Here is a 26,851-nt window from a genome sequence, read left to right as displayed (position 1 = left end):
GATCAAAGCAAGATTTTTGAGTATTTTTTATTTTACATCCACACCCTCCAGCTGTTTCAAATAGTTGCGAAAACGAACCTTCGGGTTTAATTCTGCATTTGTAATATGCTCAACATACCGTGCCGCGCTTTGGGCGATTTCTTCGTCACTGATTTTATTAGCGCGGTATTCGGCAAAGGAAGGCAGAAAAGTCATGCCTACTAAATTGGCAGATGCCTGGAACGGCCTTGTCAGTTCACTTATTGAAAATAAATTATATCCGCCGGCCTGGTAAGAATGTTCAGGAGAACCGATGGACATGGCCATCACCCATTCCTTTCCTCTCAATTTCGTTCCTCCGGGGCCATGCGCCCAGCCAAAAGTAAACACTTCATCAACCCATTGTTTTAAAAGCGGCGGACTGCTGTACCAGTACAAAGGGAACTGAAAAACAATACGATCATGATCGAGGAGCAGTCGTTGTTCAAATTCCACATCAATAGGTTGATCGCGATATTTTTCATAGAGATCATGAACGGTTACGCCCGCTTCGCTTAAAACCGCTTCTTTCCATTTTTTATTTATTCGTGAAGATTCGAGGTTCGGATGTGCAACAAGTACCAGTGTTTTCACATGGTTCATTCCTTTCATTCTTTTGATATGAATTGATTATATGTTGTATAATCAAGAATAAAAAGTACGCACATTAATTGTATATAGTATCAAAAATTATACTATTGGGAGTGAAAGGCTTGAGAAATCGAAAAATCGGTTTTGATTATTCTTCGGATCACTTTGAAGGATGTCCGGTTGAGACGACATTGGATGTGATCGGCGGCAAGTGGAAAGGCATTCTCCTATATCATCTCATTGACGGCAAAAAGAGATTTAATGAATTTCGGAGACTATATCCTAAAATTACGCAACGCATGCTTACGTTGCAGTTAAGGGAACTGGAACGGGATGGAGTGGTTCACCGCGAAGTTTATCAACAGGTCCCTCCAAAAGTCGAATACTCTTTAACCGAGTTTGGGAGAACATTAGAACCCATTATTTTACACATGAAGGACTGGGGAGAAAAATATAAAGATAGGGTTCATAGCGAAACTGCGTTCAACACTGAGGATGAAATATAAATCTGATCTTCTTTAAGCAGCTGAAATCAAACAAAAAATGCCAAGGGCCTTAAAACCCTTGGTATTTTTGATTACTTCCAGTTTTTCTCTATAAATCGAAGTGCAGGTTGTAAATTGGTTTTGTTGGCAATATCAATGAGAGCGGGAAACACGGTAGGGTCCGTTTTGGAGAAGTTAGGAATCCGCGGGTCTAACCGAAAAAAGCGATTTCCAAGAAGATGAGAACTGACCATGGATTCATAGTAACCATTTCCGCCAGCGACAATCTGAAGAAACGGCAGTAACGGTTCATTAGGCGACCGGTCCAATAGGACTCCCCAATTTGGCGGAAGGTTCTCCAGGTTTTCAGGGCGTATGTTATCTGCACTTACCATTCCCCATCCCTTCGTATCCCTTCTCAACTGCGTCGGGGCTTCACCTGTTCCAATGGATAGTACCGCAATTTGATCCAATGGCACTTTGGCTTTGCCAACCGCAAACGCGATACTCGCTGTACTAGGGTTCGTCGCTACTACATAACCGTCCACGTAGTTTTGATAGGCACGTTGCGTCGCGGGAGCACCGCTGCTCCGCAGGATGACATCGCTCACTTTCTCATGTAAATAGGGAGAGCCGGGAAAGTTATGGAATAATACAGGAGTCCAACGATCCAGCTCCGGTGAGTATAATTGGAATGAAGGGACAACCATTCGTTTTTTTAAATCTTTAAGACGAAGATCTGCCGGGAAAAAGTTTCGTACCGCTTTAATAAAACCGGAATATGGCAATTGCTGATTAAAAACTGGCCCTCCCGGCCGGGAAACGCTGAATGCCGGCAGGATTTCATCCTCAAAATACTGGAGTGTTCCCTTTGGGGACCTTCCGCTTGCTAATGCAAGGGCGGTGAATGAACCGATTGAATTTCCCGAGAAAACATCGGTTCGGCTAATTAATTCCGGTGTTTGTTGAGCCAGTCTGTTCATAAGCTGTAAACTTAAAGCGCCTAAGGTGCCGCCTCCATCAAAGGACACGATTCGATATTTTGTCAAAGCTGCTTTCTCCTTTCTCATCTGATCATCAGTATCATCCAGTATATGTGTCTCTCGTGTCTGTTGTACGCGTGCTGAAATTTTTTCGACTTGTTTTCGGCTTTTTCATGTATATAACGATTCAGCTGATTTCTTTGCTAATGGGGAAACCCTTTGAATATATTGGGATCGCAAGTAAACTTACCTTCTCGATCATATCCGTATCTTACGCACCTCCGTGGAGAACAAAAGGAAAAGCGGCGGATAAAACAAAAAATACCAAAAGCTCTATAACCTTTGGCTGGCCCCCCTGTTATCCGGCCTGTCGGTTTGCCGTTATTTACTGAGTGAACATAAATGAAAGCAAATAAAAAATACCAAGGATCTAAAAAACCCTTGGTATCTCTATCATGCGGCCGGGGACTTCAATCTCCCCGGGGGTTGCCCCCATTGGGCCCAAATATTACGCAATACGTCTTTTTCTCGTCAAACTCATCATATAACCGCCCAGACCGCCTATAATAGCGGGAAGAATCCAGCCTAACCCTATGCTATAGAACGGAAGGACATGCGTGAAGAAATTGTGAACAACATCAATATTTATTCCTCCGGCATTTAAACCGTCAAACAAACTCACAATAAATGTTAAGATCAAGCTGCCTTGGTATACCTCTGACCTGCCGTTAAAGGTAGAATGCAAAAACGTTAGAAACATTAACACAATAGCAATTGGATACATGGTCATTAACACCGGGAGTGAAACATTAATTAACTGTGTCAGACCTAAATTCGCGACCAGTGCACTAAATACAGACAACACGATGGCAAAGTTTCTGTAAGAAAACTTCGGAAACAATTGATGAAAAAATGAAGCGCAGGCAGTGATCAATCCCACACTTGTAGTCAAACACGCCACGGTAATCATCAACCCTAATAAGACGGCGCCATAAGAACCAAAATAATATTCTGAAACGTTAGCTAACACTTCAGCACCATTTTCGAAATGACCTAATTTTTCAACACTGGAGGCGCCCATATAAGCAAGGGCAGAATAAAGAAACGCCAAGAGTACCGCAGCGATAAGTGCTGCTTTTACGCAAACGGCCAAGACTTGTTTTTTGTCTGTCGTGCCTTTTTCTTTAATAGCATTCACAATAATAATGCCAAACACAAATGCCACAAGCGCATCCAATGTTAAATAGCCTTCTTGAAACCCTTTAAAAAATGCATGTGCAGCATACTCTTTTGAAGGCGATTGGAAAGATCCGATTGGGTTGAATATTGCCACAATTACAAGTATTCCTATAAAAGTTAATTTAATCGGCGTTAACACTTTTCCGACGACATCAACAATTTTTGCCGGATTAAGCGAAAGCAAACATGCAATTGTGAAAAAGACAACCGTAAATATAATTAAAGGGACATGCCCCGGATGATCAGATAAAAAAGGTTTAACTCCAATCTCAAAGGATACGCTCCCTGATCTGGGTATCGCAAAAAAAGGACCGATTGCCAGATACAGAACGACAGTAAACACCATCCCGAATAATGGATGTACACGTCCCGCCAAAGATTGAAGATCGTTTTTTCCCGAAAACACAAACGCTGTAATGCCGAGAAGCGGCAACCCAACTCCAGTCACTAAAAAACCTGCATTGGCTGTCCATAAATTTGTTCCGGCTAATTGACCAAGCATAGGTGGGAAAATTAAATTTCCTGCTCCGAAAAATAGCGCAAATAACATTAATCCTATAATGATTATAAAAGATAAAGGAATCTTTCGTCCCACTTGTAATCCTCCGATTTTGTGAATATTGTTCTTTTATGTTTGCTTTGATGTAATAGAATGTGCAGTTATTACATTTTAAAATTCCACTCCTGCTTCTTCTTTATTACCTTCGACTCAAGAAAATCAAAGGTTCATGAATGAACTAACTAATTATAACACTCTTAATCAAAATTTAAACCTTTCAAATAATTGAATTTCGGTATATATTCCGAATTATTTATGTATCATAAGGATGATACGGTTTTTGAGCAGTCAAAAATATTATCATTGCAGATGTTCTCATATATTTCTCTTCTTTATTTTTCCTTTTTTAGCAATGAATCAAATTAAAATCCGCAAAAATACCAAGAGCTTCCAAACCCTTGGTATTCTTGGAATGTTAAGAGAAGATTTGAACCTCATTAGCGCCATGTTCGTTTACATCAACAACTCTTTAACCTGAATGAGGATTTTGGTGATTTGATTTTCAAATCCGTCGACCATCACTTCATCAAGCATGAATTCCTCATATGCATATTCACCTACCTGCATCCCGTTCTTCTCGATGAATTGAATCATTCTGCTGTAGGCCTCTTCAACCTCTTCACCTTTTTGATATCCGACTGCATACAGACCTTTTGGCCTCACATGAACGTTTATATTATCTATTCCTTCTTTTACTTTTATATAAAAGTGAGTGTAATTATAGAAGTCTTTTGTAAGAATTTGTTCGCGTGCGAAGATCCCGCCGACAGGATACCCCTCATCTAATCCATGAGACTCGACATCATGAATGAGTTCTGAAATAGCTGCAATGTATTTTCGTTCCGGCAAATGCAATGTATTTCTGCTTATCATGAATGTTTCTTCGTTTAAATACTGAAAGGAAACTGAGGAAAAATCTGTTTCCAGCGCTTGTTCAGTCAACGCCACCTTCGTCTGGATGATCTTTTGCAAATGCATCAGTTTTTTAATCTTTTCCTCAATTTCAGCTGACTTTTCTTTAAGAAGCGGGACGATCCTGCCTGGTGTTTTGCCTTTTAAGAGGGACTTGATTTCTTTTAACGGTACGCCAACCTCTTTAAACAAATTAATAACTTGAAAAAGCTCAAACTGATTATAGGAATAATATCTATACCCATTCTCTTTTTTTATTTCGGGAGAAAGCAGACCAATCTCGTCATAGTGAAACAGGGTTTGTTTTTTTACGTGGCAGAGCTTGGCAAACTCACCTGTTGTAAAGTACTTTCTTAAATCTTCGCTCATAAAAACCCCCTTGACTATACGGTAACCATATACTTTATGATTTTTGTACCTGAATTCAACAAAGAACAGGATAGATCCTGCGGATCCGTTTTTTTCTAAGTGATGTTGATCCGGATAAAGGGTAGAGGAGTTTTTAAATGAAAAAAACGATTAGAGAACAAAAAACAGTATTCATTATACTATTAATCAACATTTTCATAGCATTTCTTGGCATCGGTTTAATTATTCCGGTTATGCCTTCTTTTATGGATATCATGCATTTATCCGGCAGCACCATGGGTTATCTTGTTGCCGTTTTTGCTATTTCCCAGTTAATCACGTCACCTTTTGCAGGAAGATGGGCTGACCGTTTTGGGAGAAAAAAAATGATTGTCCTCGGTTTACTGATTTTCGGTATATCAGAGTTGATTTTCGGCTTAGGAACCCATGTTTCAATTTTTTATGTATCGAGGATATTAGGCGGAATAAGCGCTGCCTTTATCATGCCGGCCGTAACAGCGTATGTAGCTGATATTACAACCCTGGAGGAAAGGTCAAAAGCTATGGGGTATGTTTCTGCAGCGATTAGCACCGGCTTTATTATTGGACCCGGGGCTGGAGGATTTATTGCCGACTATGGCATCCGAATGCCGTTCTTCTTCGCTGCCGCCTTAGCATTCCTGTCCGCTGTCTCTTCCGTATTTATATTAAAAGAGTCATTGCCGAAAAAAGAGCGCGAAAGACTCTCGTCTCATACAAGCGAATCCGATTTCTTCAAAGACTTAAAAAAATCAATTCATCCAGTCTATTTCATTGCATTTATTATCGTCTTTGTACTGGCTTTCGGCTTATCGGCCTATGAAACGGTATTCAGCTTGTTTTCTGATCATAAATTCGGCTTTACACCAAAGGATATCGCAACCATTATTACGATTAGTTCGATTGTTGCCGTCATTATTCAAGTTTTATTATTCGGGAAATTGGTCAATAAACTTGGAGAGAAAAGGATGATTCAGCTTTGCTTAATCATCGGTGCGGTCTTAGCTTTCGTGTCTACTGTTATGTCAGGGTTTTTAGCCGTTTTGCTTGTCACTTGCTTTATTTTTCTGGCGTTTGATTTGCTGCGCCCGGCCTTAACAACGTTTTTATCCAAAGTTGCCGGTAACCAGCAGGGGTTCGTAGCAGGCATGAACTCCACTTACACCAGCTTAGGGAATATTTTCGGTCCGGCTCTGGGCGGAATTCTATTTGATCTCAACATTCATTATCCTTTCCTTTTTGCCGGAATCGTTATGATAATCGGTCTAAGCCTTACAATGCTGTGGAAAGAAAAATCAAATGAAGTTTCAACCCTGAATTAACCGTTTTTTGAAAGTGATCCTTAAAAATCAGGCGCAGGAATCTGGCTGCGATTGAGTTAGCGGCCTATATTAAAAAGAAAACATACCACATCATGTCGGTATGTTTTTTATTTCGGTTTTTTAAACTTATCTTTCACGGTGAGTAATTGAAGGAACGATTCATGAAGCTGTAGTCTATTCTTCAATTCGTTTAAGTATTTTTGCAGGATTTCCGCCCACTACCGCATGATCAGGCACATCCTTTGTTACAACCGCACCCGAAGCTATAACAGCATTATTGCCTATTTTAACCCCAGGGTTAATAACGGCTCTTCCGCCAATCCAGACATTATCACCAATATGTACTGGGAGTCCGTATTCTGCCCCTGATATTCTTTCATTTGCATTTAGCGGATGAGTCGCAGTATAAATGTGAACTCCCGGTGCAAAAAAACAGTTATCGCCTATTCGAATCTCATTAACATCAAGAAATACACAATCAAAATTGGCAAAGAAATTTTCGCCAACGTGTATGTTGTAGCCATAATCACACCGAAACGACGGCTCTATGTGAATATTTTCTCCAGTCGAACCGAACAGTTTTTTTAATAATCCGGTTCTTTTATTGCCATCGGTTTCGAGTGACTCATTAAACATCCTAGTCAACCTTCTGGCATTCATTCTTTCGCTTCGCAATTCCGGGTCTGCCGCGTTATAAAGTTCACCATTCAACATTTTTTCTTTTTCGGTTTTCATGATTTAATCTCCTTATTTTCAATCAACCCTTTTGTCCATGTGCAATTACTTTCTACTTGTTTATACAAGTTCCTTTAAGTTTTTAAAGATACAATTTAACATTTACTTGTTCAACAACATGCTCGTCAGTTGAATAAATGATCAATAAAAACCAGGAACGGTCCGGTTGGAAATACCCCAATATCATTCAGGTAGCTTGAATTCCCCTAAATGCATTCATCACCAAATCATGCACATAGGAGTCGTCTACCTCGTCGCCGGTTACAAGCAGACGATAGAAAATCGGCCCGTAAATTAGATCGATGCTTACTTCAATATCGAGATTCTCTTTTAATTCCCCTCTCTCAATTCCTTTTTCTAAAAGGTGCTTGGCTTGGAGCCGGCGAGGTTTGAAAAATCGGGTGCGATATTCTTCCGCCAACTTAGAATCCAGCTGTCCAGCGCCTATTAATTCTGTAATGACGTTTCCTTCCCGACTTGTCAAAAACATTGCTAAATTTGTGGCGTGGGTTACAATATCATTTACTGTCGATCCTGTATCGGGGACAGGTAATCTGGCTGTAGCAGTAGAAAGAAAGCTGTCCATTACAACAGCGGCCTTGTTAGACCACCATTTATAAATAGTTGCCTTGCTCACTTTAGCACGCTCGGCGATTTTATCGACTGTAACCGCATCAAAGCCGTTTTCCAACAATAGTTCATAGGCTGCAGAAAGAATCGCCTTATGCGTTCCTTCATCACGCGGCCGTCCGCGTTTACTCTGCACATTCATCATTCCTTTCCAAAATATAAACTATACGTTTAGTATACTTAACGAAAATGAAAAAGAAAATAGAAAACCCATTTACAAAACTGAACGTTCAGTATATTATTTATATAACAAAACTAAACGTTTAGTTTCTAAAATATCATGAGAGTCGTCATCCGGTTGAATTCCAAGCCCACCCCAGAAATCTTACGACTAAAATATACGGAAAGGAGAATGATTAGCGAACAGTACATTCACATAGTAGCGAACATTTTAAAAAGCTAAAGATTATTTCAAAAAAGGAGTTCATCATGTCTAATTTAAATAAACAAACGATTAATAAAGAGATTTCACCAAGTTTAACCATACTTTTAGCAGCTGCATGCGGTATCATTGTCGCTAACCTTTACTATGCACAACCCTTGGCAGGATACATTAGTACTGCAATTGGACTTTCTGCTGGCAGTGCCGGGTTGATTGTTACACTGACTCAGCTTGGATACGCTGCCGGCTTGCTATTTCTTGTACCTCTTGGAGATATTGTAGAGAACAAAAAACTTGTCATTGTATCGCTGCTTCTAAGCGCAGGTGCTCTGACTGCAACGGCATTTGTGAAACATGGAATACTGTTTTTGGCAGCTGCATTTTTCATCGGGCTGGGATCGATCGCAGCACAAGTACTCGTACCCTTCGCATCATACCTTGCATCAGAAGCTGCACGCGGCCGCGTTGTTGGCAATGTCATGAGCGGTCTATTACTAGGTATCATGCTTTCTCGCCCGATATCAAGTTTAGTTGCGGATATGTTGGGGTGGAATGCAATATTTGCTTTGTCTGCCGCAGTAAGTGTTGTCCTGGCAATCGTATTGTCAAAAGTACTCCCTGCCAGAAAACCAACAGCAAACACAGGCTATGCTGCCTTACTAGGTTCAATGTGGAAGCTGCTGCGAACTACACCAGTCTTGCGTCGCCGGGCTATCTATCATGCATTTGTATTTGGAGCTTTCAGCTTGTTCTGGACTACTGTTCCATTATTATTGTCCAGTCCTGCTTTTCATTTTTCCCAGAAGGGTATAGCACTGTACGCACTTGTGGGAATTGCGGGTGCAGTCGCTGCACCCATCGGCGGCCGTCTGGCTGACCGCGGCTTGACTCGCCTTGCCACTGGAATAGCTCTTTCTGTTGTCATCGTTTCTTTATTGCTGCCGCTGATTATTCAGAGCAGCTCCGCCGTCGGAATAGCAGTTCTAGTCATCGCAGCTATTTTGTTGGATATGGGCGTATCTGCAAATCTTGTGCTCAGTCAACGTGCCATTTTCTCTTTGGGACCGGAAATTCGCAGTCGATTAAACGGATTATTCATGGCTATCTTCTTTCTGGGCGGTGCTATTGGGTCATCAATTGGAGGATGGGCATACGCCTCTGGAGGATGGAGTGCGGCAATTATCGATTGGAATCGCTTTTCCGGTCATTGCCTTGCTTTATTTTGCAACAGAGAAATAGGTCTTTCGCCAAAAATAAGCAGCCAGGAACACCCTGACTGCTTATTCCGCTGATTTATAACTGCAGCAATAAAAAAGAAACCTTTGGAATTTATGATTCCGCAGGTTTCTATTATTCTATTTTTTCTCCCGAATCACTAACAAAACACCGATAAAAATCAAAATGGAACCGATCCAAAACGTTCCGCCCAGGCTTTCTCCCAACAAAAGCCATCCAAACAATGTTCCAACCAGAGGCTGGAAAAAGAAAAATAAACCTCCGCTTGAAGCATTCAGCATTTGTAATCCGCGGTTCCAAAGGATAAATGCACAAGCCGTTGAAATGATCCCCAAATATAACAGCCCTCCCCAAATTGTCGGATGGGCCAGCTGCGAAAATTGAATTTCGTCTATATTCACCCAGACAAAAGGAGTCAATATGATGATGGCAACCAAGATTGAATAAGTTGTCACCACAATCGGAGAATAACCACCTGGAACACGCTTTAAAAGGACAGACATCAGGGCCCATGTTAAAGCAGCAATAAGGAGCGACAGTCCGCCAAGTTGATTAGACATGTCAATTTGGCCGTTTCCTACAATCAGTAAAACCCCGATGGTCGCTAAAGCCACAGATATTCCCTTTTTGACGTCCAGCCGCTCTTTAAGCAATAACCTAGCGAATATCACCATAAATGCAGGCGTGGAAGACGTAATAATCGCTCCCATTTGTGCCGAAGATAGATTGGTGCCAATTTCCTGCGTAACAATCGAAATTGTATTGCCAATGATCCCGATGGTTATGATTAATAAAATGTCACGTCTGCGAATTCGCCAGGATAGCTTTTTAACAAAACCAATGGTGAGCAAGGCGATAATCGCTACTGCATATCGCATCCATACAAGCTCTAATGGGGGTATAACCGCTACTACAACCTTTACAACAACATACATGCCGCCCCAAATACTGGCAGCCAATGCTAAATATAGAGAACCTAACAAAGTGTTTTTCATTTTTGCACCCTCCGTTTTCGTTTTGGTCAAATCATTGCCCTTAACGGAGAGCAGTAGTCACCTTACTCCCCTAAGGGCGGAGAAGTGCTACTGGTACATCATTTTCAAATAATGGCGTCCACAGCATGTTTATTCACCTCTGTCACAAGTTTAAGGTATTGTTAGTATAGAAGAATTATTGATGGAAGTAAATGAGCATTGATTCAGCTGCGCAAAAACCTCCTCTGTCCCGCTTCGATAATAGTTCCTTGGTGAGCTGGTCTAACATCCGGCGCTTGTTGAATACACCAGAATCAAATGATCAAAGAATAAACTTTATCACTGGTGATGTTATTTTTTCATGCGAATTTTTTTGTATGACAAAGGCGTCATATTCATAGCTTGTTTAAATTTATTAATGAAATAACTTGTACTGTTAAACCCGACTTGATAGGCCGCTTCTGTCACATTGGTTTCCGGCTGTTGCAATAGCAATAAGCTTTTTTGAATTCGATAATCCATTACATAACGCAGCGGCGTCTTATTCAGCATTCGCCTAAAATACCGGCAGCACTCGGAACGACTCAGGTTGCCGGCTTTTGCAATGTCCTCTAACGTCATTTTTTCGGCATAATGGAGATGTATCCAATTTAACATTTGTTTCATTCGATGATTTTTTATCATTTCAGATTGATCATACTCCAATTGAAAACCATTAACAACTAAGTTTTTCCACATGAAAGTTAATTGCATGGTGATGTCAATTTCAAAGAGGGATGTTTTTTGTTTCACCAATTGATTGATTTCTTTAAGGGCTATTAAAATGTTTTTCGCCCATTGTTCATTTGCATCCAAAATTAAATAAGGCAGATTTGTTGAATGAATATAGGGCTGCACATAGCTTGTATAAAGCTCCTGGGCTAAAACAAAACGCGGAGAAACATTTAAGCAAATATAAGTACACCCCGGGCGGTTCTTTTCTTCTGCCATATGCAGGCAGCCGCTATTGATAAACAGTCCGTCTCCTTCTTGAACCGCGATTTTTTCTTCATTTATTTGAAATACGGCTTCTCCTTTCAGGATCAAAACAAATTGAATTTCGTCATGCCAATGAAGCGGTATATAACCATTTATATTTTGATTGATCGTTGTTTCGTAACATGCAACCGGTAATTCTAATGTACGGTGTTCGGTTAGTTCTTTTAAGTTTTGATCAATCATAAAATCTTTGATTTGCATTGTATCGCCTCCTCAATATATTTATATTTTTTCATTCGATTTGAGTATTTTTTATGAGGTTTCGCATTTATCATAACACTATTATTACAATTATTGAGTGAGGGATCATACATATGAATACTTCCAAAAGAAATAGCGGACTGTTTTTTGTGATAACAGGGGCGACTTTTTGGGGAATTGGGGGTACAGTAGCAAAAAAATTGTTTCAAGATTATCAAATTGATGTCAATTGGCTTGTCACGATCCGCCTGCTGATTGCCGGCTTTTTACTCTTAATGGTTCAACTATTCAGAAAGGAGCGCTCTCAGATCATAGGGGTATGGAAAAATAGGAAAACAGCTTGCCAGCTTATCATTTTTGGATTGTTCGGTATGCTAGCTGTGCAATACACATATATGGCAGCAATTGAACACGGAAATGCAGCTGTTGCTACGTTATTACAATATTTATCTCCTGCCATGGTTATCGTTTATTCGCTTTTACGAAAAAAAACGGTTCTTACAAAACAAGATGTGCTGACAGTTTCTCTTGCTCTGGCCGGATGCTTTTTTTTATTAACAAATGGGTCAATTTCTCAACTGTCAGTACCGACAATTGCAATCGTTTGGGGAGTTTTATCAGGAGTGGCGGCAGCTTTTTATACGTTGTATGCAGTTGGTTTGTTACATAAATTTGACTCTCTGGTGATTGTAGGTTGGGCTATGATCATCGGCGGTTTTGCATTAAGCTTAATCCACCCGCCATGGCAGATGGATTTTAGAAGTTTAACAACTGATGCCTATGTTTACATTTTATTTGTTACCATATTTGGAACAATGATTGCATTTTGGTTCGTCATAAAAAGTTTGCAAAGTCTTCCCCCTAAAGAAACAAGCCTTTTAGGCAGTTTGGAACCATTGTCGGCCGTTTTAACGACTGTCGTCTGGTTAAAACAACCGTTTGGTTTTTTTCAATGGATCGGCGCTGCCTGTATTATAGGTATAACTTTAATATTGGCTTTCAATAAGGAGCCTTCTTTAAAGACTAAAAAATCCGCGATCATATCAGACGGGAAAACCTAATGGAAAAGGCAGATTAACCATAAGCCAAGCAGAGAGGCCTCACTCTCCCCTTGAACTGGGAAGGACGGCACCGACAGCTCTTGGATGAACGATATATTGAAATAAGAAAGACAGACGCTTCATATTTAATCTCTCCATTTGTTTTGAATTTATAATCATACTTTACATTTAAAACATGAAGAAAGAGGCATAAAAAATCTTAAGAATTCTTAAGATTTGGCGAAGCTCTTTTCATAACAATTTGAAGAGACTCTAAAACGGGTGAAGCTGAAAAACAATCAATATCCCTGCTGGATCCTCATATCGATTTCATCAAAGTGAAACCAGACAAACGCGGACATGCCACAATAGATGTTTATGGTCGTCTCTTTCCTAATAAACAAACAAAAACTGCTGAGTAAGTCGGATTATTTTATAACAGGTGGAGTAAACTTCAGGGATAAAAAAACACCATGAATTACACCCCTGGTATTCCTTTGATGCGGTTAGCTTAAAGGCCGGTAATTAAAATCAGAAATACAAGCTTATCAAACCGGCTCTTCATTTTGTCCAGTCTCGAGACCCGTCTTCAATGATTAGTCAATGATATATTTCCCTGTATGTCTTCTACCAAAAGAAAAACCATGAAGAAACGCTCTTTCTTCATGGTTATATTAGGGCAGCGTTTATTCGGCTGCCGGTGTAAGTGAGCTGCCTTCCCATAGCTCTCCCTTATTCAGCGTCCAACTGTCATTATAGAGATTAAAGGCACCCTGATTAGCCGCAGGGCTCCAACCCTCATCCCAAGCTAAGAAATAAATGGTTTTCGGATATTTTTGTTTAACTGCATTGATAAATTGAGAATAATCCAGGCTGCCGTTTGTTGTTTGCGGACCGACTTCTGTAAAGGCAAATGGCTTATTAAGCGCCGTTAACTCGTCATATCCTTTGATCGAATAAGCATCTGAGAAATACGCGTCTAATCCGACAATATCAACATATGAATCCCCAGGATAAAAGTCTGTCTTAAAGTCGCGGTTGGCGTCTGGTGCATAAACCCAAATCAAGTTGTCCAATCCTCTTGTATCGGTCATATAATGATAGATTTTTTGGTAAAGCTGTTTGTATAGTGATATTCGCTCGCTATCCTTTTGGTTATAGCCGGTAAGCCCCCACCAGAACCATTCTCCGTTCATTTCGTGAAGAGGTCTGAAAAGAACTGGAACGCCTTCATTTTTTAACTGCTGAAGGCCATCTGCAACCTTGCTCAGTACAGCATCCAATCGTTTGCCTTCTGTGGTTGATGAGTCTAAGATTTTTTCATACTGACTGTTTGAGATCTTTGTTTTGTAATTGCCGGATTGAAACGCAGGGTTAGGAAGATGCATGCTGATCTGAGGTATGCCTCCGCTCTTCCAATGAGAGATTAGATCGCTGTTACAGCTATAATCGATCGCATCAGCAATATGAGCTGTCTCCAGCCATCCTCTCGAATAATCACAAGCATACACGACAGGTGACTGCCCTGTAGCATCTTTGATTCGATTGGCTTCTTTCATAGAAAACGTCGCATTAGAATATCCGCCGAATGCACCTGACAGTACGCGATTTTCCGATCGGTTCGGCAGATGAGCAAGCCAATTCATCAGCTCCTTCGTTGTCGACTGGGCATTTTGGTTCACCGGATTCACTGTATGAGCAGATGCCGTCTGCGAGAAAGCTGAAACGATTAATAAAGCAAGCAATAAAGAGATTCCAAATTTTTTGTACATAGCATAATCTCCATTTTCTTAAATTTCATCAATTTCTTTTAAAAAATTATTAAAATATTAAAATGATATGATGCACAAATGCCGGTTTTCTCGTTCGTGTACCACCCTCCTCTTCTTGATCTGCTGCTTGACTGCTCAACCCCCTTCAGCTTGAGAAAAGGGAATATGCTCCTTATCCAATTTTTAGGGAGCGAAACTTATCATAAATTGAAATTTACTTTTTATCATCATACTGTTGGCCTGTTTTATTTCAGTCTTTAAGGTGCACTTTTTTATTCAAATCGCCTCTTTTTGCCTATTTATATTTGTTGCAATACGTACGATAAAAAGAGGTGGATGATTTTTTCACCCCCTGCTTTTTATGCCCCTGCTCTTTTTTTAACCACTGCAAATGAAACGCTGCTGCGGGTATGGCAACTTTTCATAACATCAAAAAAATAGAGGAGTAAACACATTGTCTACGCCTCTAACTTTATCTATTTCAATTTTCTCATCGGATATACTAATCATTTAATCCTTTACCTTCGAGAATTTTCTGCACATATTTTCCAATCCTTGAGACCCGGGTTTTGGATTGTTTGGCTTGAGAAAAATAAAGAATGTAAGCTCTTTGCCGTCCCGGGGTCAATGCTTCAAAAGCGGTTTTCAAAGCAGGGATTTCATCGAATTTATGTTGAAGTTCTTCAGGAATAGTGAATTCTGCATCCTTTTTAAAATCTACTTCCAAACCGGCTTTTTCAACTTCAATGGCTTCATTAATATAGGCTTTCAAGATGGTTTCCATTTCAGCTATTTCCTGAACGTTGGTGAACCGAATCTGGCGCGCCGCTTGTACATTCTCCGTTTGTTGGATGAGAATCCCATTGGGGTCCTTTAACAAGGCGCCTTTGTGAAACAGAAGCGCACAATATTCTTTAAATCCATGTATTAAAACGATGTTTTTATTATTAAACGTGTAACAAGGGTGCATCCACTTAAATTCCTCAGTCAGCCCACAGTCAAGAACGATATTTCTTAGCTTCTCATATTCTTCCTTCCACTTTGCAGCTTTACTTAAAAATTCATCAACCTTAGGATTCATTCCGCTATTTGTCATCAAGGAACACCCTCTTTCCAAGCAGTTTGCTTTTTCCTATGCGTTAGCTATATTACATTTCCGCTAACAATTTCTTAAGTTCTTCGCCCATTCTCGCCCAGCCATATGTCGCACCTTTAAACGCTTGATCTTCTTTTTCGAATCCTGTTTGTTCAAGATGTAGGCAGGTTGTTCCATCCTCGTGCTTTAATGTCCATGTGACTGTCGTGTTTATCCCGCCGCCTGCCCAAGTGTAAGATAACTTGTAAGGCTCGTCTACTTCAAGAACTTCAGAGTCAATAACTAAATTCCACTGTTCATTCCGGAACTGAAATTTATGTCCGACGACAGGCTTAAAATCATTAGGCATGATCCATTTTGCAGCTTATTTGCATCCGTTAAGGCATGCCATACTTTCTCGATCGGGCTCTTATAATGAAAATCTTGTGATACCGTTAAACTCATTTTTTTTGTTCCTCCTGTAGTATTTGGTCTAAAAGCAACATTCTTTCGCTCCAGAATTTCCTGTAAAACGATACCCACTCCTCAATTTCTTTCAATGGGGCAGCATTCAGCCGATAGCGCGTTTCTCTGCCGGCCTTTCTGCTGATGACGAGACCTGCATCTTTAAGGATTGCCAAATGCTTCGAAACAGCAGTACGGCCCATGTCAAAATGAACGGTCAGCTCTTTGAGTGGCAATTCTTCCGCGTCAGCCAACAAACGCAGCAATTTGCGTCTTGTTGGGTCAGCGACAGCTCCATAAATATCGCGCTCTTGATTGTTCTCGTTCAAAATCCTCCTCCCCTTAATTGGACACCAATTAGTGTCTTGATTATAGGACACTAATTGGTGTCATGTCAAATTTATTTTTGACATGACGGTATTGTTTTTATTCTCCTATCACCAATTTGATCAATAGATTAAGGGGTGAAGGTTATGCAACAATAAAAGAAAGGCTTGGATATGCTTCTGTAAAGACGACAATAGATGTTTAAAGAGAACGTTTAAATGAGTAAAAAAATATGAAAGCAAAATAAAAAATACCAAGGGATTGTAAATCCCTGGTATTGCAATGATGCGCCGAGAGACTTGAATTATTGGCACGTGAATCCCAACCAGCCATTCTATCAAAACCTTCTATTGCGGCACACCGAAAACTTTTCTTTTTTATTCTCGAAACTGAGGAAATGTGTTAACATATGCAATAAATGGATACAGAGAACGTCTTGATTATGAAAGGGGTTTGCATCATGAAGCAAAAAATTCCATCAGAGAATGTTGCTATAAAAATCAATGATTGGTATTCGATGATACGCCGAAACCAAGTCACAGATGCAGAATTTATTAAAGCCGAAATTCAACAAGAGCTTGAAGAAATGGAAGAAAATCAAACAGTATTGTTGTATTACTCTTTAATTGATTTCCGTCACAATCTCATGTTAAAAGACATGAAGCCAAACGACGCAATAGACATCTCTGATTCATTATCGAGTATTGAAACCAAGAAAGAGGACATGCAAAACACACAAGTTGATGAAATGATCCACTACTACTATTGGTTTTTTAAAGGGATGTACGAATTTAAGCAGCACAATTTCAATACGGCCATAACCTGTTACAAAATCGCCGAAAAAAAATTGGCATCAGTTGACAGCGAAGAAGAAAAAGCCGAGTTTTATTATAAGCTATCGGAAATTTATTATCACCTTAGACAAAACTACATATCCATGAATTATGCCACAATGGCGCTCGATACATTCAAAGCTCATGAGACCTTGATAGAAAAAGAAATATATTGTTACTTCGTGATAGCCGGAAATCAAGTTGATGCCATGAAATATAAAGACGCCTTAACAACCTTGCAATCCGCTTTACTTGAAGCAAAGAAAACGGATAGTAACCACTTGTTAGCGTCGGCTTATTTTAATTTGGGGAACTGTTATTTTTATTTGAAACAATTTTCTGAATCATATGAACATATATTAAAGTCTTTATCAATATTTAAAAAAGAAAATTCCCGATATATCCCTAAAGCTTTATTTCAGCTCATGTATGTCTGTTTAAAACAAGAAAATTATACAGAGGCCCTAAACCTTTATGAACAAGGTATTGAACAAGCCAGGTCTGTCAATGACAAATCCCATGAAGCCCAGCTTAACATATTGAGAAAAATCTATCTTGATCATGATTCTGCAGAGGAGGAATTCAAATATCTTGAAGATAAAGGCCTGTATGCAGATGTTGAGGAATTGGCTTTCGACGCGGCAGAATATTATAATAAAATTGGTAAACTTGACGAATCAGTCCAATTTTACCGAAAAACGATTCAGGCAATGCATATGAATAAAAAGGGGAGTTGATTTTTATGAAAAACAAAATTCTACTCGGTATTGCTTTATTCTCTTTGGCCGCATCAACAGCGATTTCGGCTAAATTTGCTACCCCCTCCGACTCTTACCAAATCGCCGGAAGAATGATTACATCATCGATCAATGAATTTCAAACCTCCGGAAGAATGATTACATCGTCAATAAACGATTTTCAAACATCCGGAAGAATGATTACATCGTCAATAAACGATTTTCAAACATCCGGAAGAATGATTACATCGTAATAAACGACTTTCAAACATCTGAAAAGCAATCACTTAAAAAAGCAGGCATATGCCTGCTTTTAAATGTTGTATAAAAAACTGAAGCTGAATATCGAGCAAAAGATGATAAAGAATGAAAAATAAAATGGTGGAGCCAAGAAAAGCATTTAAGGCTGTTGCTTTTCTGATAAACGAGCAAACAATATCAAAAGCATTTTATCACCATCATGTTGGTGTCACTGATCAATGGAAGGCCTTTTTCCTCGAAATTAGGGATAAACCTTCTCACCTTGTTTTATGATTACTGTCAACTTGACAGGGGCAGTTCAATAAAATCAACTATATTATTATTGTTTAACTTCTTTATTTCCGCCAATTAATAAGGTTACTGCAACACTTGTTATACTGATTAAAGTTCCTGCAATAGAAACAAGAATCGTCAAAAAGCCATTGGGAATTAGAAATCCAATTGGAATTAGCACCATAAAAGTTAAAACTATAAAACATTGATATACTCCGGATATGATTCTTACAACCAAGTTGCCAAAAAAGGACATGGCTAATGGAGGGATGAATAGAAATACAACTATTCCAATCGATATCATTAAGATAATAGGCTCATCAAATGAAACGGCATGATCTCCAAAGGAATTTTTCGCAGCCGCCAGTACAACAAATATAGACATAATCAGTGTAAGAAAAACAAGAGAAAACCTTTTTAACATCGTTATGCTCCTTTTTCATAAATGTACCTAAAAACGGGTACCCTGCCTATTTTCAATTTTCATCACCGTTTTTTATTGTTTAATGAAAGAATATGCAGTCAAATGGCAGCTATGGGTAATATTTTCACCACTTACCATTAAAGCATAACATATACAGATTAGTAAATAACCGCATTAAATTCCGAATAGCCAGCATAGAGCAAGCTTTCTCCCATAGCCGCATTTTCTGCATAAAAAAATAATACCAAAGGTGGTTAACCCTTGGTATTATTAGGATGCGGCCGAGAGGACTTGAACCTCCACGGGTTATTCACCCACTAGGCCCTCAACCTAGCGCGTCTGCCATTCCGCCACGACCGCATGATGAAGTTGTAAAGTGCGGGTGAAGGGACTCGAACCCCCACGCCGTAAAGACACTAGATCCTAAGTCTAGCGCGTCTGCCAATTCCGCCACACCCGCTTATGTGACATGGTGAGCCATGAAGGACTCGAACCTTCGACCCTCTGATTAAAAGTCAGATGCTCTACCAACTGAGCTAATGGCTCATATATGGCTGGGCTAGCTGGATTCGAACCAACGAATGACGGAGTCAAAGTCCGTTGCCTTACCGCTTGGCTATAGCCCAACAGATATGAGAAATGACCCGTACGGGATTCGAACCCGTGTTACCGCCGTGAAAGGGCGGTGTCTTAACCACTTGACCAACGGGCCATATGTGTATTCAGCGTCATATTCTTCAATGGCGGAGAAGGAGGGATTTGAACCCTCGCGCCGCTTACGCGACCTACACCCTTAGCAGGGGCGCCTCTTCAGCCACTTGAGTACTTCTCCATATGGCTCCACAGGCAGGATTCGAACCTGCGACCGATCGGTTAACAGCCGATAGCTCTACCACTGAGCTACTGTGGAATGACCAGACTCATTTTATTATAAATATGACGACAAATTGTGTCAAGAAAAACATTTTGTTTCACTGCCTGTCTTGCGACGGCTTTTATAATTTATCATATACAAGCCTGATCAGTCAACCCTTTTTTATCATTTCTTTTATTTTTCCTCCGCATTTGCCGCAAACATATCGGTTTGTGTCCATGGAACGCTTTCTTAAAAAGGTTTGGCCGCACGATGTGCACATGTATGTGCGCACGTTTCTCGTTTGTTTTTTCGCGCTCAGCGGCGTGCAAAATCTCGGAGCGCCGACTTCCTTTAAGAGCGCTCTGAAATCTTTGTCGCGGTGCCTGTAGCCTTTTCCTTCAAGGTGAAGGTGGTAATGGCACAGCTCGTGCTTGATGATGCCTTCAAGCTCTTTTTGGCCGTGCTCTGCCAAATATTTTTTGTTCAGCTCGATATCGTGGGAGTTGAGCAAATATCTGCCTCCTGTCGTTTTCAGGCGGCTGTTGAAGTAGGCCCGGTGCCGGAATGGCTTTTTAAAATACGTCATGGAAATCTGTTCGGTCAGCTGCTGTACTTGATGATCGTCCACTCTTTGTCTTCACCTCATTTTTAAAAATATCGAACGGGACAAAATCCCGCCCGCATAAGCTAATATCATCAGAGCCTTTAGGAGGGATTGTCAATGCCGAATTGGCTCAAAAACCAGATGCAAAAAGCCTTTTATGAAAAAGATCATTATCAGATTAAATTGCTGAATCAATGCTGGTATTTTTACAGAAAAAAACACTGCTAAAGGAGCAGTGCTATTTTTCTTTTACCATCGATAATGACACCCTTCCTTTTGCCGCATCTGCATGCTCCACCCAAACCGTGACAATGTCGCCGACCGATACGACGTCAAGGGGATGCTTGACGAAAGAGCTGCTGAGCTTTGAAATGTGCACGAGCCCGTCTTGTTTGACGCCGATGTCGACGAAGGCGCCGAAGTCCACGACATTGCGGACCGTTCCCTGGAGTTCCATGCCTTCTTTTAAATCCTCCAGCTTGAGCACGTCGGTTTTCAGGAGAGGCTTTGGCACTTCATCCCTCGGATCGCGCTCAGGCCTTGTCAGCTGGTCGCAGATGTCTTTCAGCGTGATGTCGCCGATCGCTAACTCTTTGGCGGTTTGCGATATATTCAGTTCTTTTAGTTTGGTCCGGAGCTCGGCAGACCCGATCTGGTCTGTTGACAGGTTCAGCTTTTTCAAAAGCTCTCTCGTTTCTTTGTAGCTTTCCGGATGGATGCCGGTGCGGTCGAGCGCTTCTTCGCCGTCAGGCACCCTTAAAAAGCCGATGCACTGCTCATACGTTTTCGCGCCGAGCCGCGGGATGTCTTTTAATTCTTTCCGGCTTGTGAATTTTCCGATTTCCTCCCGTTTTTTGACGATATTGCCCGCGACCGATTTGGTCAGTCCAGCTACATATTGCAAAAGCGCCGCAGACGCCGTGTTGACGTTGACGCCGACCTTGTTGACGACGGTTTCGACGACAAAGCTGAGGGAGTCGTTTAATTTTTTCTGGCTGACATCGTGCTGATACTGGCCGACGCCGACCGATTTCGGATCGATTTTGACAAGCTCGGCCAGCGGGTCTTGAAGCCTGCGCGCGATTGAAACAGCGCTGCGTTCTTCAACCTGCAGATCCGGAAATTCCTCTCTCGCCAGTTCTGAGGCGGAATAAACGCTTGCCCCGGCTTCGTTGACGATTAGATAGTATACCTGTCTGTCGATATCTTTCAAAAGATCGGCGATAAACTGCTCCGTTTCCCGTGAAGCTGTGCCGTTTCCGATGGCGATGACTTCAATGCCGAATGCTTCGATGATGCTTTTCACTTTTTCGGCGGCTGCCGCCTTCTTGTTGACCGGGGGGTGCGGATAAATGACGTCGATTTTCAGGACCTTCCCCGTCTCATCGACGACCGCCAGCTTGCATCCTGTACGGAATGCCGGATCGACGCCGAGGACGAGCTTGCCTTTCATCGGCGGCTGAAGCAGCAGCTTGCGCAGATTCTCGGCAAAAATGTGAATCGCCTGATCTTCCGCTTTCTCTGTCAGCTCTTTTCTGATGTCCCTTTCGATCGACGGCTGGATCAGACGCTTGTATCCGTCTTCGATCGCATCCTTTATCACGTCTTTCGCCGTCGTTTGCTTCTGTTTGAGGATTTGTTTTTCCAAATAAGCTTGAATGCGGTCGGCCGGCGGTTCGATCGCTACCTTTAATATCCCCTCTTTTTCGCCTCTGTTGACGGCGAGCACGCGATGGGGAACGATTTTCTGGATCGGCTCTTCATATTCGTAGTACATTTCGTAAATTTTCTTTTCGTCTGCTTCCGCATCTTTGACTTCTGATTTCAAGGTTCCTTTTTTAAAGGTCTCCTGGCGGATCCATCTTCTGAATTCCGGTTCGTCGGAGATGCGTTCGGCGAGAATGTTTTTCGATCCTTCAAGCGCTTCTTCCGCGCTGAACACCTCTTTTTCCTCGTTTATGTATCGCTCTGCTTCTGCCGAAATGTCTTTGTTCTCTGGAAGAGAGATGATGAAATCAGCGAGCGGTTCAAGCCCTTTGCTTTTGGCGACAGTTGCCTTCGTTTTTCTTTTTTGTTTATAAGGGCGGTATAAGTCTTCGACCTCTTGCAGCTTTGCCGCCTTCTCGATTTTGAGCTTTAATTCATCCGTCAGCTTGTCCTGCTCGTCAATCAGGCGGATCACTTCTTCCTTCCGCTGATTCAGATGCTGAATATATCCCCAGCGCCCGGAAATCGTTTGAATTTGCACTTCATCCATGGAACCCGTTTGTTCCTTGCGGTATCTCGCGATAAAAGGAACGGTGTTACCGTCCTCCAATAATTGAATGACATTGCCGATATGTTTGGACGTCAGCCCGGTTTCTTTTGCGATTTGTTTGACGATTAACGCTAAAGTATCCATTGTAGCCTCCATAAGAGTATTGTCTTCTTAGTGTACCAAAAGATTTTAAAAAACACCTATACCAAACGGACAGCTTTTCAGCTAGAAAAGCTGTCCGATGATATAGGTTAAATCGTCATTTCCGAGTTTTGTATACGCCTCAATCTGATTTGAGATGTCTTCAGGCGTGAAGTGGTTTTTCAGATAGGTGCGCAGAGACGGAACGGAAAGTCCGTCTGAATGAATGATAAACCGTGAGCCTTTTTCATACGGATATGTGTATGTTTTATATGTTTGCGGTTTTCCTGATAAGTACCCCGTAACGGGAAGAGGGTAAATATATTTGTCTGAAGGAGCGTACAAAATAAAGCGGATATTGCCGACAGAGCTGTAGACGATGGTTCTCGTTTTAAAATCCGCTTTTAAAATCGAGACGGTCGCCCCCCGCTTTTGCTTGAGCGCCTGATTGCAGCGTTCCATCAAGCTTGCAACGTCTTCATCGCTGTACGCTTTGACAATATCGCTGATCGCTGAAGAGGATTCGCGGGCCATTTGGCCGCTGCCGAGTCCGTCGGCCAGTGCGCATATCATGCCGCCGTCCGTCGCATTGAAATAAAAGCTGTCTCCGCAAACCGTTTTTCCTTCTTTGGGAAGCTGATAAACGAGCGCTTGAATATGTTCATTCGATTCGGTCCAGATCATTGCCTGATCTCCATATACGGATCTTCCGCCAAGGCCTCCCTCAGCCGTTTAACGGCTTTCCGCTGCAGTCTTGATACGTGCATCTGCGATATTCCCAAAATGTCACCGGTTTCTTTTTGGCTTTTGTTTTGGATGTATGTCAGCTCAATGATCTGTTTTTCGCGGTCTGACAGGACGTGCAGGACGCTTTCGAGCGTCAACTTCTGGTTCACCTTCTCATAGCCTTCTTCCTTGGAGCCGACAATATCGAGGATTGTCACCGTGCTGCCGTCTGCATCAGCTTCAATGCTGTGGTCTACGGACAGCGCCTGATAGCTTTTGCCCATTTCCATCGTTTCAAGCACTTCCTCTTCTGACACGTCAAGAAAGGAAGCGATCTCGTCGACCCTCGGAGAACGCTGGTTTTCCGCTGTTAATTGATCGACGGCCATTTTAATCCTAGGCCCCAATTCCTTGATCCTTCTCGGCACATGGACGCTCCACGTTTTATCGCGGAGAAACCGCTTGATTTCCCCGATAATGGTCGGAATGGCGAAGGCTTCAAACGATTTTCCCACATCGGGATCATAGCGCTTGATGGCTCCGAGCAGCCCGAGCATTCCGACCTGGCAGAGATCTTCATGAAAGCTTTTGCCTTTCGAATATTTTTTGGCCAGCGTTTCGACCAGGCTGCTGTATGACTCGACAAGGGCAAGCTGGGCTTTTTCATCCCCGTTGTCCTGATAATCTTTAATCAGACGGTCCACTTCATCTTTAGTTAGTTTCGTAGTTTTGGACGGTTGTGCCATCATCAACTCGCTCCCTGTTTAAGAACTTTGTCATTGATACAGTCACGCCTGAGTCAATCTGCACATTCACTTCATCCATCAGCGTCTCCATTAAATATAAGCCGAGCCCTCCTTCTGACAATTGATCTACCGTGTGCTCCGGGGAATACGGTCCAAGCCCCTTCTGTTTATCCTGTATGTCAAAACTGTCGCCCTGATCTGCGACTACGATTTCGAGGCGGTCACTAAACACGCCGAACCTGACGGATACCTCTCCGGTTTTATCCGCTTTATAGGCATGCTGGACGGCGTTCGTGCAGGCTTCGCTGACGGCGATTTTCAAATCTTCAATATCATCATATGAATACCCCATCTTGCTTGCGATTCCCGACAGGGTTAAACGGATGATTCCCACATATTCCGGTTTGGCAGGTGACTTCATTTCAATGTAATCAGCTGCTCTCTGCATTATAATCCACCCTCTGACTTTCCAGAAATATCGATAATGTCCTTTAAACCTGTAATGTCGAACAGACGGATCAAACGGTCGGACAGATTTTCAAGCAATAAAGAGCCTCCCGTTTTGTTTACCGTTTTATATACCGCTACAAATACACCCAGTCCCGTGCTGTCCATATACGAAACATCCTGCAGGCACACTTTGAGATCCCTTCCCTCTTCAGCGAGCGGCATCAGCTGTTCGCGCAGTGCAGGGGCAGAGTGTACATCTATTTCTCCAGCTACTTTTACCTCTATCACACGGTCATTTTTTTTCGTATCGACTGCCAAATTCACAATATCACCTCTGGTTCTCATTAATCGCTATTGCTTTATTACCCGGCTAAGAAAGGGGCTAAACCTTTCTTTTTAAAACAATGAAGGTGAAATCGTCATGGAGCTGAAAGTCCTGCAGCTTTAGCAGGCTTTCGTAAATATTCTCAGCCATTTGCTGTGCGGGCTCTTCCATATGTACGGAGATGAGGTTTTGGAGGTCTGACCGTTCCAAAAATCCGGCATCTGTTCTGCATTCTGTCACTCCATCAGAAAACAGAATAATCATATCCCCGATGTCCAGCCATTGCTCGTATTGTTCATATTCATAATCCGATGAAATGCCGAGAACGAGCCCTTTTCCTTTTAGATCGTGGAATTTGTCTTCTTTGCCGTTATAATAAAAGCCCGGCTCATGACCGGCCGATGCGAATGTAAACAGATGTTTTTTCAAGTGGTAGTTTCCGTAGAACATCGTAATAAACATGCTCGGGTCCACGTTTTGTTCGACAACCCGGTTCAGGCTTTTCAGAACTTGTGAAGGGTTTGTTCCAGAATCCGGCAAAGAGTCCATCGCATACTTGATCATCGACATGCATAAGGCGGCCGGTATCCCTTTTCCGATCACATCCGCAATCGCGATATTGATGGATTCCTTATCACGGACGAAGTGATAATAATCGCCGCTCATTTGCTTCGCCGGAACGCTGATCGCCCCGATGTCAAGCGCTTCGTCTTTCGGTATCGTAGTTTCAAGGAGCGTCTGCTGCACATTGGCGGCAATTTCGATTTCCGATTTGATTTCCTGCTGAATGCCCCGCAGTGTCTGATGTTCTTGATAGGCCAAGCCGTAACCAATCATTACTTCAATTAAGAAGTCGAGCGAATGGAATACATCATCCGGAAGGTCCGGATATAGTTCAGACAGAACTTTTCGGTGTATGCTGATAATCTCCTCCGGCGGCACTTGATGCTCGATCGTTTTTCTGCTGAATTTCTGCCCTTGATAAAGGGACGTCTCGGTTAATTCAGATATATAACGGCTAAGCAGCTGACGATAGCGCTGCTCGATCACTTCCCTGAAATCCATTCCTTCCCTCCTATCGAAGCCACTTAACGGCTTGTATATCCGTTCCCTTGTCAGCGTCTGAGCTCAATTCGAATTGATCCATCAGACGCCTTACACCAGGCAGGCCGGCTCCGAGACCGCCTGAGGTTGAAAAACCGTCTTCCATCACTTTGCGGATGTCGGCTATTCCCGGACCTTCATCCTTGGCAGTGATTTTCAACCCTTTTTTACCCCTTTCATCGACCTCTTCGATACAGATTTGGCCTTTCCCGGCATATAAATAGATATTCCGGGCCAGCTCTGAAATGGCCGTCGTGATTCTGGCCTGATCGACTGTGCCGAATCCCAGTTGTTTCGCGACATTTCGCCCGAGCTGTCTGGCAGCCACAATATCCCATTCTGTCAAAATCTTTACACAGGACTGGTCTTTCATACCTATTCCCCCAATTCCCGCTGCAATCTCTCGAGCCCTTTTTCGAGATCGAGGGCTGTCTCGATCTCGTCCAATGAAATGCCGAGTTCAATCAATGTCACGGCAACGGCCGGCTGTATGCCAGTCAGGACGACTTTTGCCCCCATTAATTTTGACATTGTAATGACATCGCCGAGTACTTTGGCGATAAATGAATCGATGATATCCACAGAGGTCAGATCGATCACCACTCCGTTCGATCCGGTTTCATAAATTTTATTGAGCAAATCCTCTTGAAAATTGAGAGCGGTCTGGTCATCGAGCTCTACCTGAATGGATACCAGTAAACAATTGTAAAGTTTCAAAATCGGAATTTTAGGCACTCTCAACG

28 protein-coding genes, 7 tRNA genes and 2 pseudogenes are annotated in these 26,851 nt (G+C 42.0%); 8 read left to right on the top strand and 29 right to left on the bottom strand.

Annotation, left to right across the window (positions count from 1 at the left end; all coding sequences use genetic code 11):
• Positions 1 to 27 precede the first annotated feature (27 nt).
• Positions 28 to 621 carry an NAD(P)H-dependent oxidoreductase gene (locus MHB78_RS03595; RefSeq protein WP_046132172.1) on the bottom strand — a complete coding sequence of 198 codons (594 nt, stop codon included), beginning with the start codon at positions 619 to 621 and terminating at the stop codon, positions 28 to 30.
• 110 nt (positions 622 to 731) lie between these two features.
• Between MHB78_RS03595 and MHB78_RS03590 the strand changes: the two genes are divergently transcribed.
• The gene (locus MHB78_RS03590; RefSeq protein ID WP_046132173.1) at positions 732 to 1,115 is read left to right on the top strand and encodes a winged helix-turn-helix transcriptional regulator; all 384 of its coding nucleotides are present in this window, start codon (positions 732 to 734) and stop codon (positions 1,113 to 1,115) included.
• Between the two features lie 71 nt (positions 1,116 to 1,186).
• Here MHB78_RS03590 and MHB78_RS03585 read toward each other — a convergent pair whose 3' ends face one another.
• From MHB78_RS03585 to MHB78_RS03575, 3 genes are all read right to left on the bottom strand, one after another.
• Positions 1,187 to 2,143: a patatin-like phospholipase family protein gene (locus MHB78_RS03585; RefSeq protein WP_046132174.1), complete on the bottom strand. Its 957-nt coding sequence runs from the start codon at positions 2,141 to 2,143 to the stop codon at positions 1,187 to 1,189.
• Positions 2,144 to 2,585: 442 nt separating this feature from the next.
• On the bottom strand, positions 2,586 to 3,911 hold the full coding sequence (gene brnQ / locus MHB78_RS03580) for a branched-chain amino acid transport system II carrier protein (protein ID WP_046132175.1): 1,326 nt from the start codon (positions 3,909 to 3,911) through the stop codon (positions 2,586 to 2,588).
• 417 nt (positions 3,912 to 4,328) lie between these two features.
• Positions 4,329 to 5,156, bottom strand: coding sequence for a MerR family transcriptional regulator (locus MHB78_RS03575; RefSeq protein WP_046132176.1), 828 nt, complete (start codon positions 5,154 to 5,156; stop codon positions 4,329 to 4,331).
• A gap of 137 nt (positions 5,157 to 5,293) precedes the next feature.
• Here MHB78_RS03575 and MHB78_RS03570 point away from each other — a divergent pair, with 137 nt between their 5' ends.
• Complete coding sequence (locus tag MHB78_RS03570) at positions 5,294 to 6,496, top strand: MFS transporter (protein ID WP_046132177.1); 1,203 nt, start codon at positions 5,294 to 5,296, stop codon at positions 6,494 to 6,496.
• Between the two features lie 174 nt (positions 6,497 to 6,670).
• Here the strand turns inward: MHB78_RS03570 and MHB78_RS03565 are convergent, their stop codons facing one another.
• Entirely contained in the window at positions 6,671 to 7,231 is a 561-nt protein-coding gene (locus MHB78_RS03565) for a sugar O-acetyltransferase (RefSeq protein WP_046132178.1), read from the bottom strand.
• Positions 7,232 to 7,418: 187 nt separating this feature from the next.
• Complete coding sequence (locus MHB78_RS03560; protein ID WP_161797078.1) at positions 7,419 to 7,997, bottom strand: TetR/AcrR family transcriptional regulator; 579 nt, start codon at positions 7,995 to 7,997, stop codon at positions 7,419 to 7,421.
• A gap of 293 nt (positions 7,998 to 8,290) precedes the next feature.
• On the opposite strand from MHB78_RS03560, the pseudogene MHB78_RS03555 reads away from it, so the two are divergent.
• Positions 8,291 to 9,482, top strand: a pseudogene (locus MHB78_RS03555) (MFS transporter).
• Positions 9,483 to 9,598: 116 nt separating this feature from the next.
• Here the strand turns inward: MHB78_RS03555 and MHB78_RS03550 are convergent.
• Together MHB78_RS03550 and MHB78_RS03545 are read right to left on the bottom strand one after the other, a co-directional pair.
• Entirely contained in the window at positions 9,599 to 10,474 is an 876-nt protein-coding gene (locus MHB78_RS03550) for a DMT family transporter (RefSeq protein ID WP_046132180.1), read from the bottom strand.
• A gap of 330 nt (positions 10,475 to 10,804) precedes the next feature.
• Complete coding sequence (locus MHB78_RS03545) at positions 10,805 to 11,686, bottom strand: AraC family transcriptional regulator (protein ID WP_082094154.1); 882 nt, start codon at positions 11,684 to 11,686, stop codon at positions 10,805 to 10,807.
• Between the two features lie 119 nt (positions 11,687 to 11,805).
• On the opposite strand from MHB78_RS03545, the gene MHB78_RS03540 reads away from it, so the two are divergent.
• A complete protein-coding gene (locus MHB78_RS03540; protein ID WP_065894178.1) occupies positions 11,806 to 12,753 on the top strand; it encodes an EamA family transporter in 948 nt (315 codons plus the stop codon).
• 665 nt (positions 12,754 to 13,418) lie between these two features.
• Here MHB78_RS03540 and MHB78_RS03535 read toward each other — a convergent pair.
• The 4 genes and pseudogenes from MHB78_RS03535 to MHB78_RS03520 all read right to left on the bottom strand — a co-directional run bounded on the left by MHB78_RS03535 (position 13,419) and on the right by MHB78_RS03520 (position 16,373).
• Positions 13,419 to 14,504: a glycoside hydrolase family 26 protein gene (locus MHB78_RS03535; protein WP_046132184.1), complete on the bottom strand. Its 1,086-nt coding sequence runs from the start codon at positions 14,502 to 14,504 to the stop codon at positions 13,419 to 13,421.
• Between the two features lie 502 nt (positions 14,505 to 15,006).
• Entirely contained in the window at positions 15,007 to 15,600 is a 594-nt protein-coding gene (locus MHB78_RS03530; protein ID WP_046132185.1) for a YdeI family protein, read from the bottom strand.
• 52 nt (positions 15,601 to 15,652) lie between these two features.
• Positions 15,653 to 16,044, bottom strand: a pseudogene (locus tag MHB78_RS03525) (SRPBCC domain-containing protein).
• Positions 16,041 to 16,373, bottom strand: coding sequence for a metalloregulator ArsR/SmtB family transcription factor (locus tag MHB78_RS03520; RefSeq protein WP_046132186.1), 333 nt, complete (start codon positions 16,371 to 16,373; stop codon positions 16,041 to 16,043). The pseudogene MHB78_RS03525 and the gene MHB78_RS03520 overlap by 4 nt, the downstream one beginning before the upstream one ends.
• A gap of 458 nt (positions 16,374 to 16,831) precedes the next feature.
• Here MHB78_RS03520 and MHB78_RS03515 point away from each other — a divergent pair, with 458 nt between their 5' ends.
• The 3 genes from MHB78_RS03515 to MHB78_RS03505 all read left to right on the top strand — a co-directional run bounded on the left by MHB78_RS03515 (position 16,832) and on the right by MHB78_RS03505 (position 18,475).
• Entirely contained in the window at positions 16,832 to 17,941 is a 1,110-nt protein-coding gene (locus tag MHB78_RS03515) for a Rap family tetratricopeptide repeat protein (protein ID WP_046132187.1), read from the top strand.
• 5 nt (positions 17,942 to 17,946) lie between these two features.
• Entirely contained in the window at positions 17,947 to 18,195 is a 249-nt protein-coding gene (locus tag MHB78_RS03510; RefSeq protein WP_046132188.1) for a hypothetical protein, read from the top strand.
• Positions 18,196 to 18,307: 112 nt separating this feature from the next.
• Positions 18,308 to 18,475, top strand: coding sequence for a hypothetical protein (locus tag MHB78_RS03505; protein WP_197672606.1), 168 nt, complete (start codon positions 18,308 to 18,310; stop codon positions 18,473 to 18,475).
• 46 nt (positions 18,476 to 18,521) lie between these two features.
• Here the strand turns inward: MHB78_RS03505 and MHB78_RS03500 are convergent, their stop codons facing one another.
• The 9 genes from MHB78_RS03500 to MHB78_RS03460 all read right to left on the bottom strand — a co-directional run bounded on the left by MHB78_RS03500 (position 18,522) and on the right by MHB78_RS03460 (position 20,383).
• A complete protein-coding gene (locus MHB78_RS03500; protein ID WP_046132189.1) occupies positions 18,522 to 18,899 on the bottom strand; it encodes a hypothetical protein in 378 nt (125 codons plus the stop codon).
• Between the two features lie 276 nt (positions 18,900 to 19,175).
• Positions 19,176 to 19,259 (bottom strand) — tRNA-Leu (locus MHB78_RS03495).
• A gap of 17 nt (positions 19,260 to 19,276) precedes the next feature.
• Positions 19,277 to 19,359: transfer RNA gene (locus MHB78_RS03490), tRNA-Leu, on the bottom strand.
• Between the two features lie 10 nt (positions 19,360 to 19,369).
• Positions 19,370 to 19,445: transfer RNA gene (locus MHB78_RS03485), tRNA-Lys, on the bottom strand.
• A gap of 5 nt (positions 19,446 to 19,450) precedes the next feature.
• Positions 19,451 to 19,525: transfer RNA gene (locus MHB78_RS03480), tRNA-Gln, on the bottom strand.
• Positions 19,526 to 19,539: 14 nt separating this feature from the next.
• Positions 19,540 to 19,611, bottom strand: a tRNA-Glu gene (locus MHB78_RS03475).
• A 29-nt stretch (positions 19,612 to 19,640) separates the two neighbouring features.
• Positions 19,641 to 19,731, bottom strand: a tRNA-Ser gene (locus MHB78_RS03470).
• 3 nt (positions 19,732 to 19,734) lie between these two features.
• Positions 19,735 to 19,809 (bottom strand) — tRNA-Asn (locus MHB78_RS03465).
• 115 nt (positions 19,810 to 19,924) lie between these two features.
• Complete coding sequence (locus MHB78_RS03460; RefSeq protein ID WP_046132190.1) at positions 19,925 to 20,383, bottom strand: SprT family protein; 459 nt, start codon at positions 20,381 to 20,383, stop codon at positions 19,925 to 19,927.
• A gap of 93 nt (positions 20,384 to 20,476) precedes the next feature.
• Here MHB78_RS03460 and cmpA point away from each other — a divergent pair, with 93 nt between their 5' ends.
• Positions 20,477 to 20,587, top strand: a complete 111-nt coding sequence (cmpA, locus tag MHB78_RS03455) for a cortex morphogenetic protein CmpA (RefSeq protein ID WP_006638790.1) — start codon at positions 20,477 to 20,479, stop codon at positions 20,585 to 20,587.
• A 10-nt stretch (positions 20,588 to 20,597) separates the two neighbouring features.
• On the opposite strand, the gene MHB78_RS03450 is transcribed toward cmpA, so the two are convergent.
• The 8 genes from MHB78_RS03450 to MHB78_RS03415 form a co-directional block, all read right to left on the bottom strand.
• Positions 20,598 to 22,760 carry a Tex family protein gene (locus tag MHB78_RS03450; protein ID WP_046132191.1) on the bottom strand — a complete coding sequence of 721 codons (2,163 nt, stop codon included), beginning with the start codon at positions 22,758 to 22,760 and terminating at the stop codon, positions 20,598 to 20,600.
• An 81-nt stretch (positions 22,761 to 22,841) separates the two neighbouring features.
• Complete coding sequence (locus MHB78_RS03445) at positions 22,842 to 23,441, bottom strand: PP2C family serine/threonine-protein phosphatase (protein WP_046132192.1); 600 nt, start codon at positions 23,439 to 23,441, stop codon at positions 22,842 to 22,844.
• Positions 23,438 to 24,229: an RNA polymerase sigma factor SigB gene (sigB, locus tag MHB78_RS03440; RefSeq protein ID WP_046132218.1), complete on the bottom strand. Its 792-nt coding sequence runs from the start codon at positions 24,227 to 24,229 to the stop codon at positions 23,438 to 23,440. Before sigB ends, MHB78_RS03445 begins: the two co-directional genes overlap by 4 nt.
• The gene (gene rsbW, locus MHB78_RS03435; protein ID WP_046132193.1) at positions 24,195 to 24,677 is read right to left on the bottom strand and encodes an anti-sigma B factor RsbW; all 483 of its coding nucleotides are present in this window, start codon (positions 24,675 to 24,677) and stop codon (positions 24,195 to 24,197) included. Before rsbW ends, sigB begins: the two co-directional genes overlap by 35 nt.
• Positions 24,677 to 25,003 carry an anti-sigma factor antagonist gene (locus MHB78_RS03430; protein ID WP_046132194.1) on the bottom strand — a complete coding sequence of 109 codons (327 nt, stop codon included), beginning with the start codon at positions 25,001 to 25,003 and terminating at the stop codon, positions 24,677 to 24,679. Before MHB78_RS03430 ends, rsbW begins: the two co-directional genes overlap by 1 nt.
• 58 nt (positions 25,004 to 25,061) lie before the next feature.
• Positions 25,062 to 26,069, bottom strand: a complete 1,008-nt coding sequence (locus tag MHB78_RS03425) for a PP2C family protein-serine/threonine phosphatase (RefSeq protein WP_046132195.1) — start codon at positions 26,067 to 26,069, stop codon at positions 25,062 to 25,064.
• 10 nt (positions 26,070 to 26,079) lie between these two features.
• Entirely contained in the window at positions 26,080 to 26,481 is a 402-nt protein-coding gene (locus tag MHB78_RS03420; RefSeq protein ID WP_046132196.1) for an anti-sigma regulatory factor, read from the bottom strand.
• A 2-nt stretch (positions 26,482 to 26,483) separates the two neighbouring features.
• Complete coding sequence (locus MHB78_RS03415; RefSeq protein WP_046132197.1) at positions 26,484 to 26,849, bottom strand: STAS domain-containing protein; 366 nt, start codon at positions 26,847 to 26,849, stop codon at positions 26,484 to 26,486.
• Positions 26,850 to 26,851: the final 2 nt, after the last annotated feature.

Origin of the sequence: Bacillus sp. FSL K6-0138 (genome assembly GCF_037982765.1) — a bacterium.
Classification (GTDB): domain Bacteria; phylum Bacillota; class Bacilli; order Bacillales; family Bacillaceae; genus Bacillus; species Bacillus glycinifermentans.
This window is presented reverse-complemented; position numbering and strand designations above follow the sequence as displayed.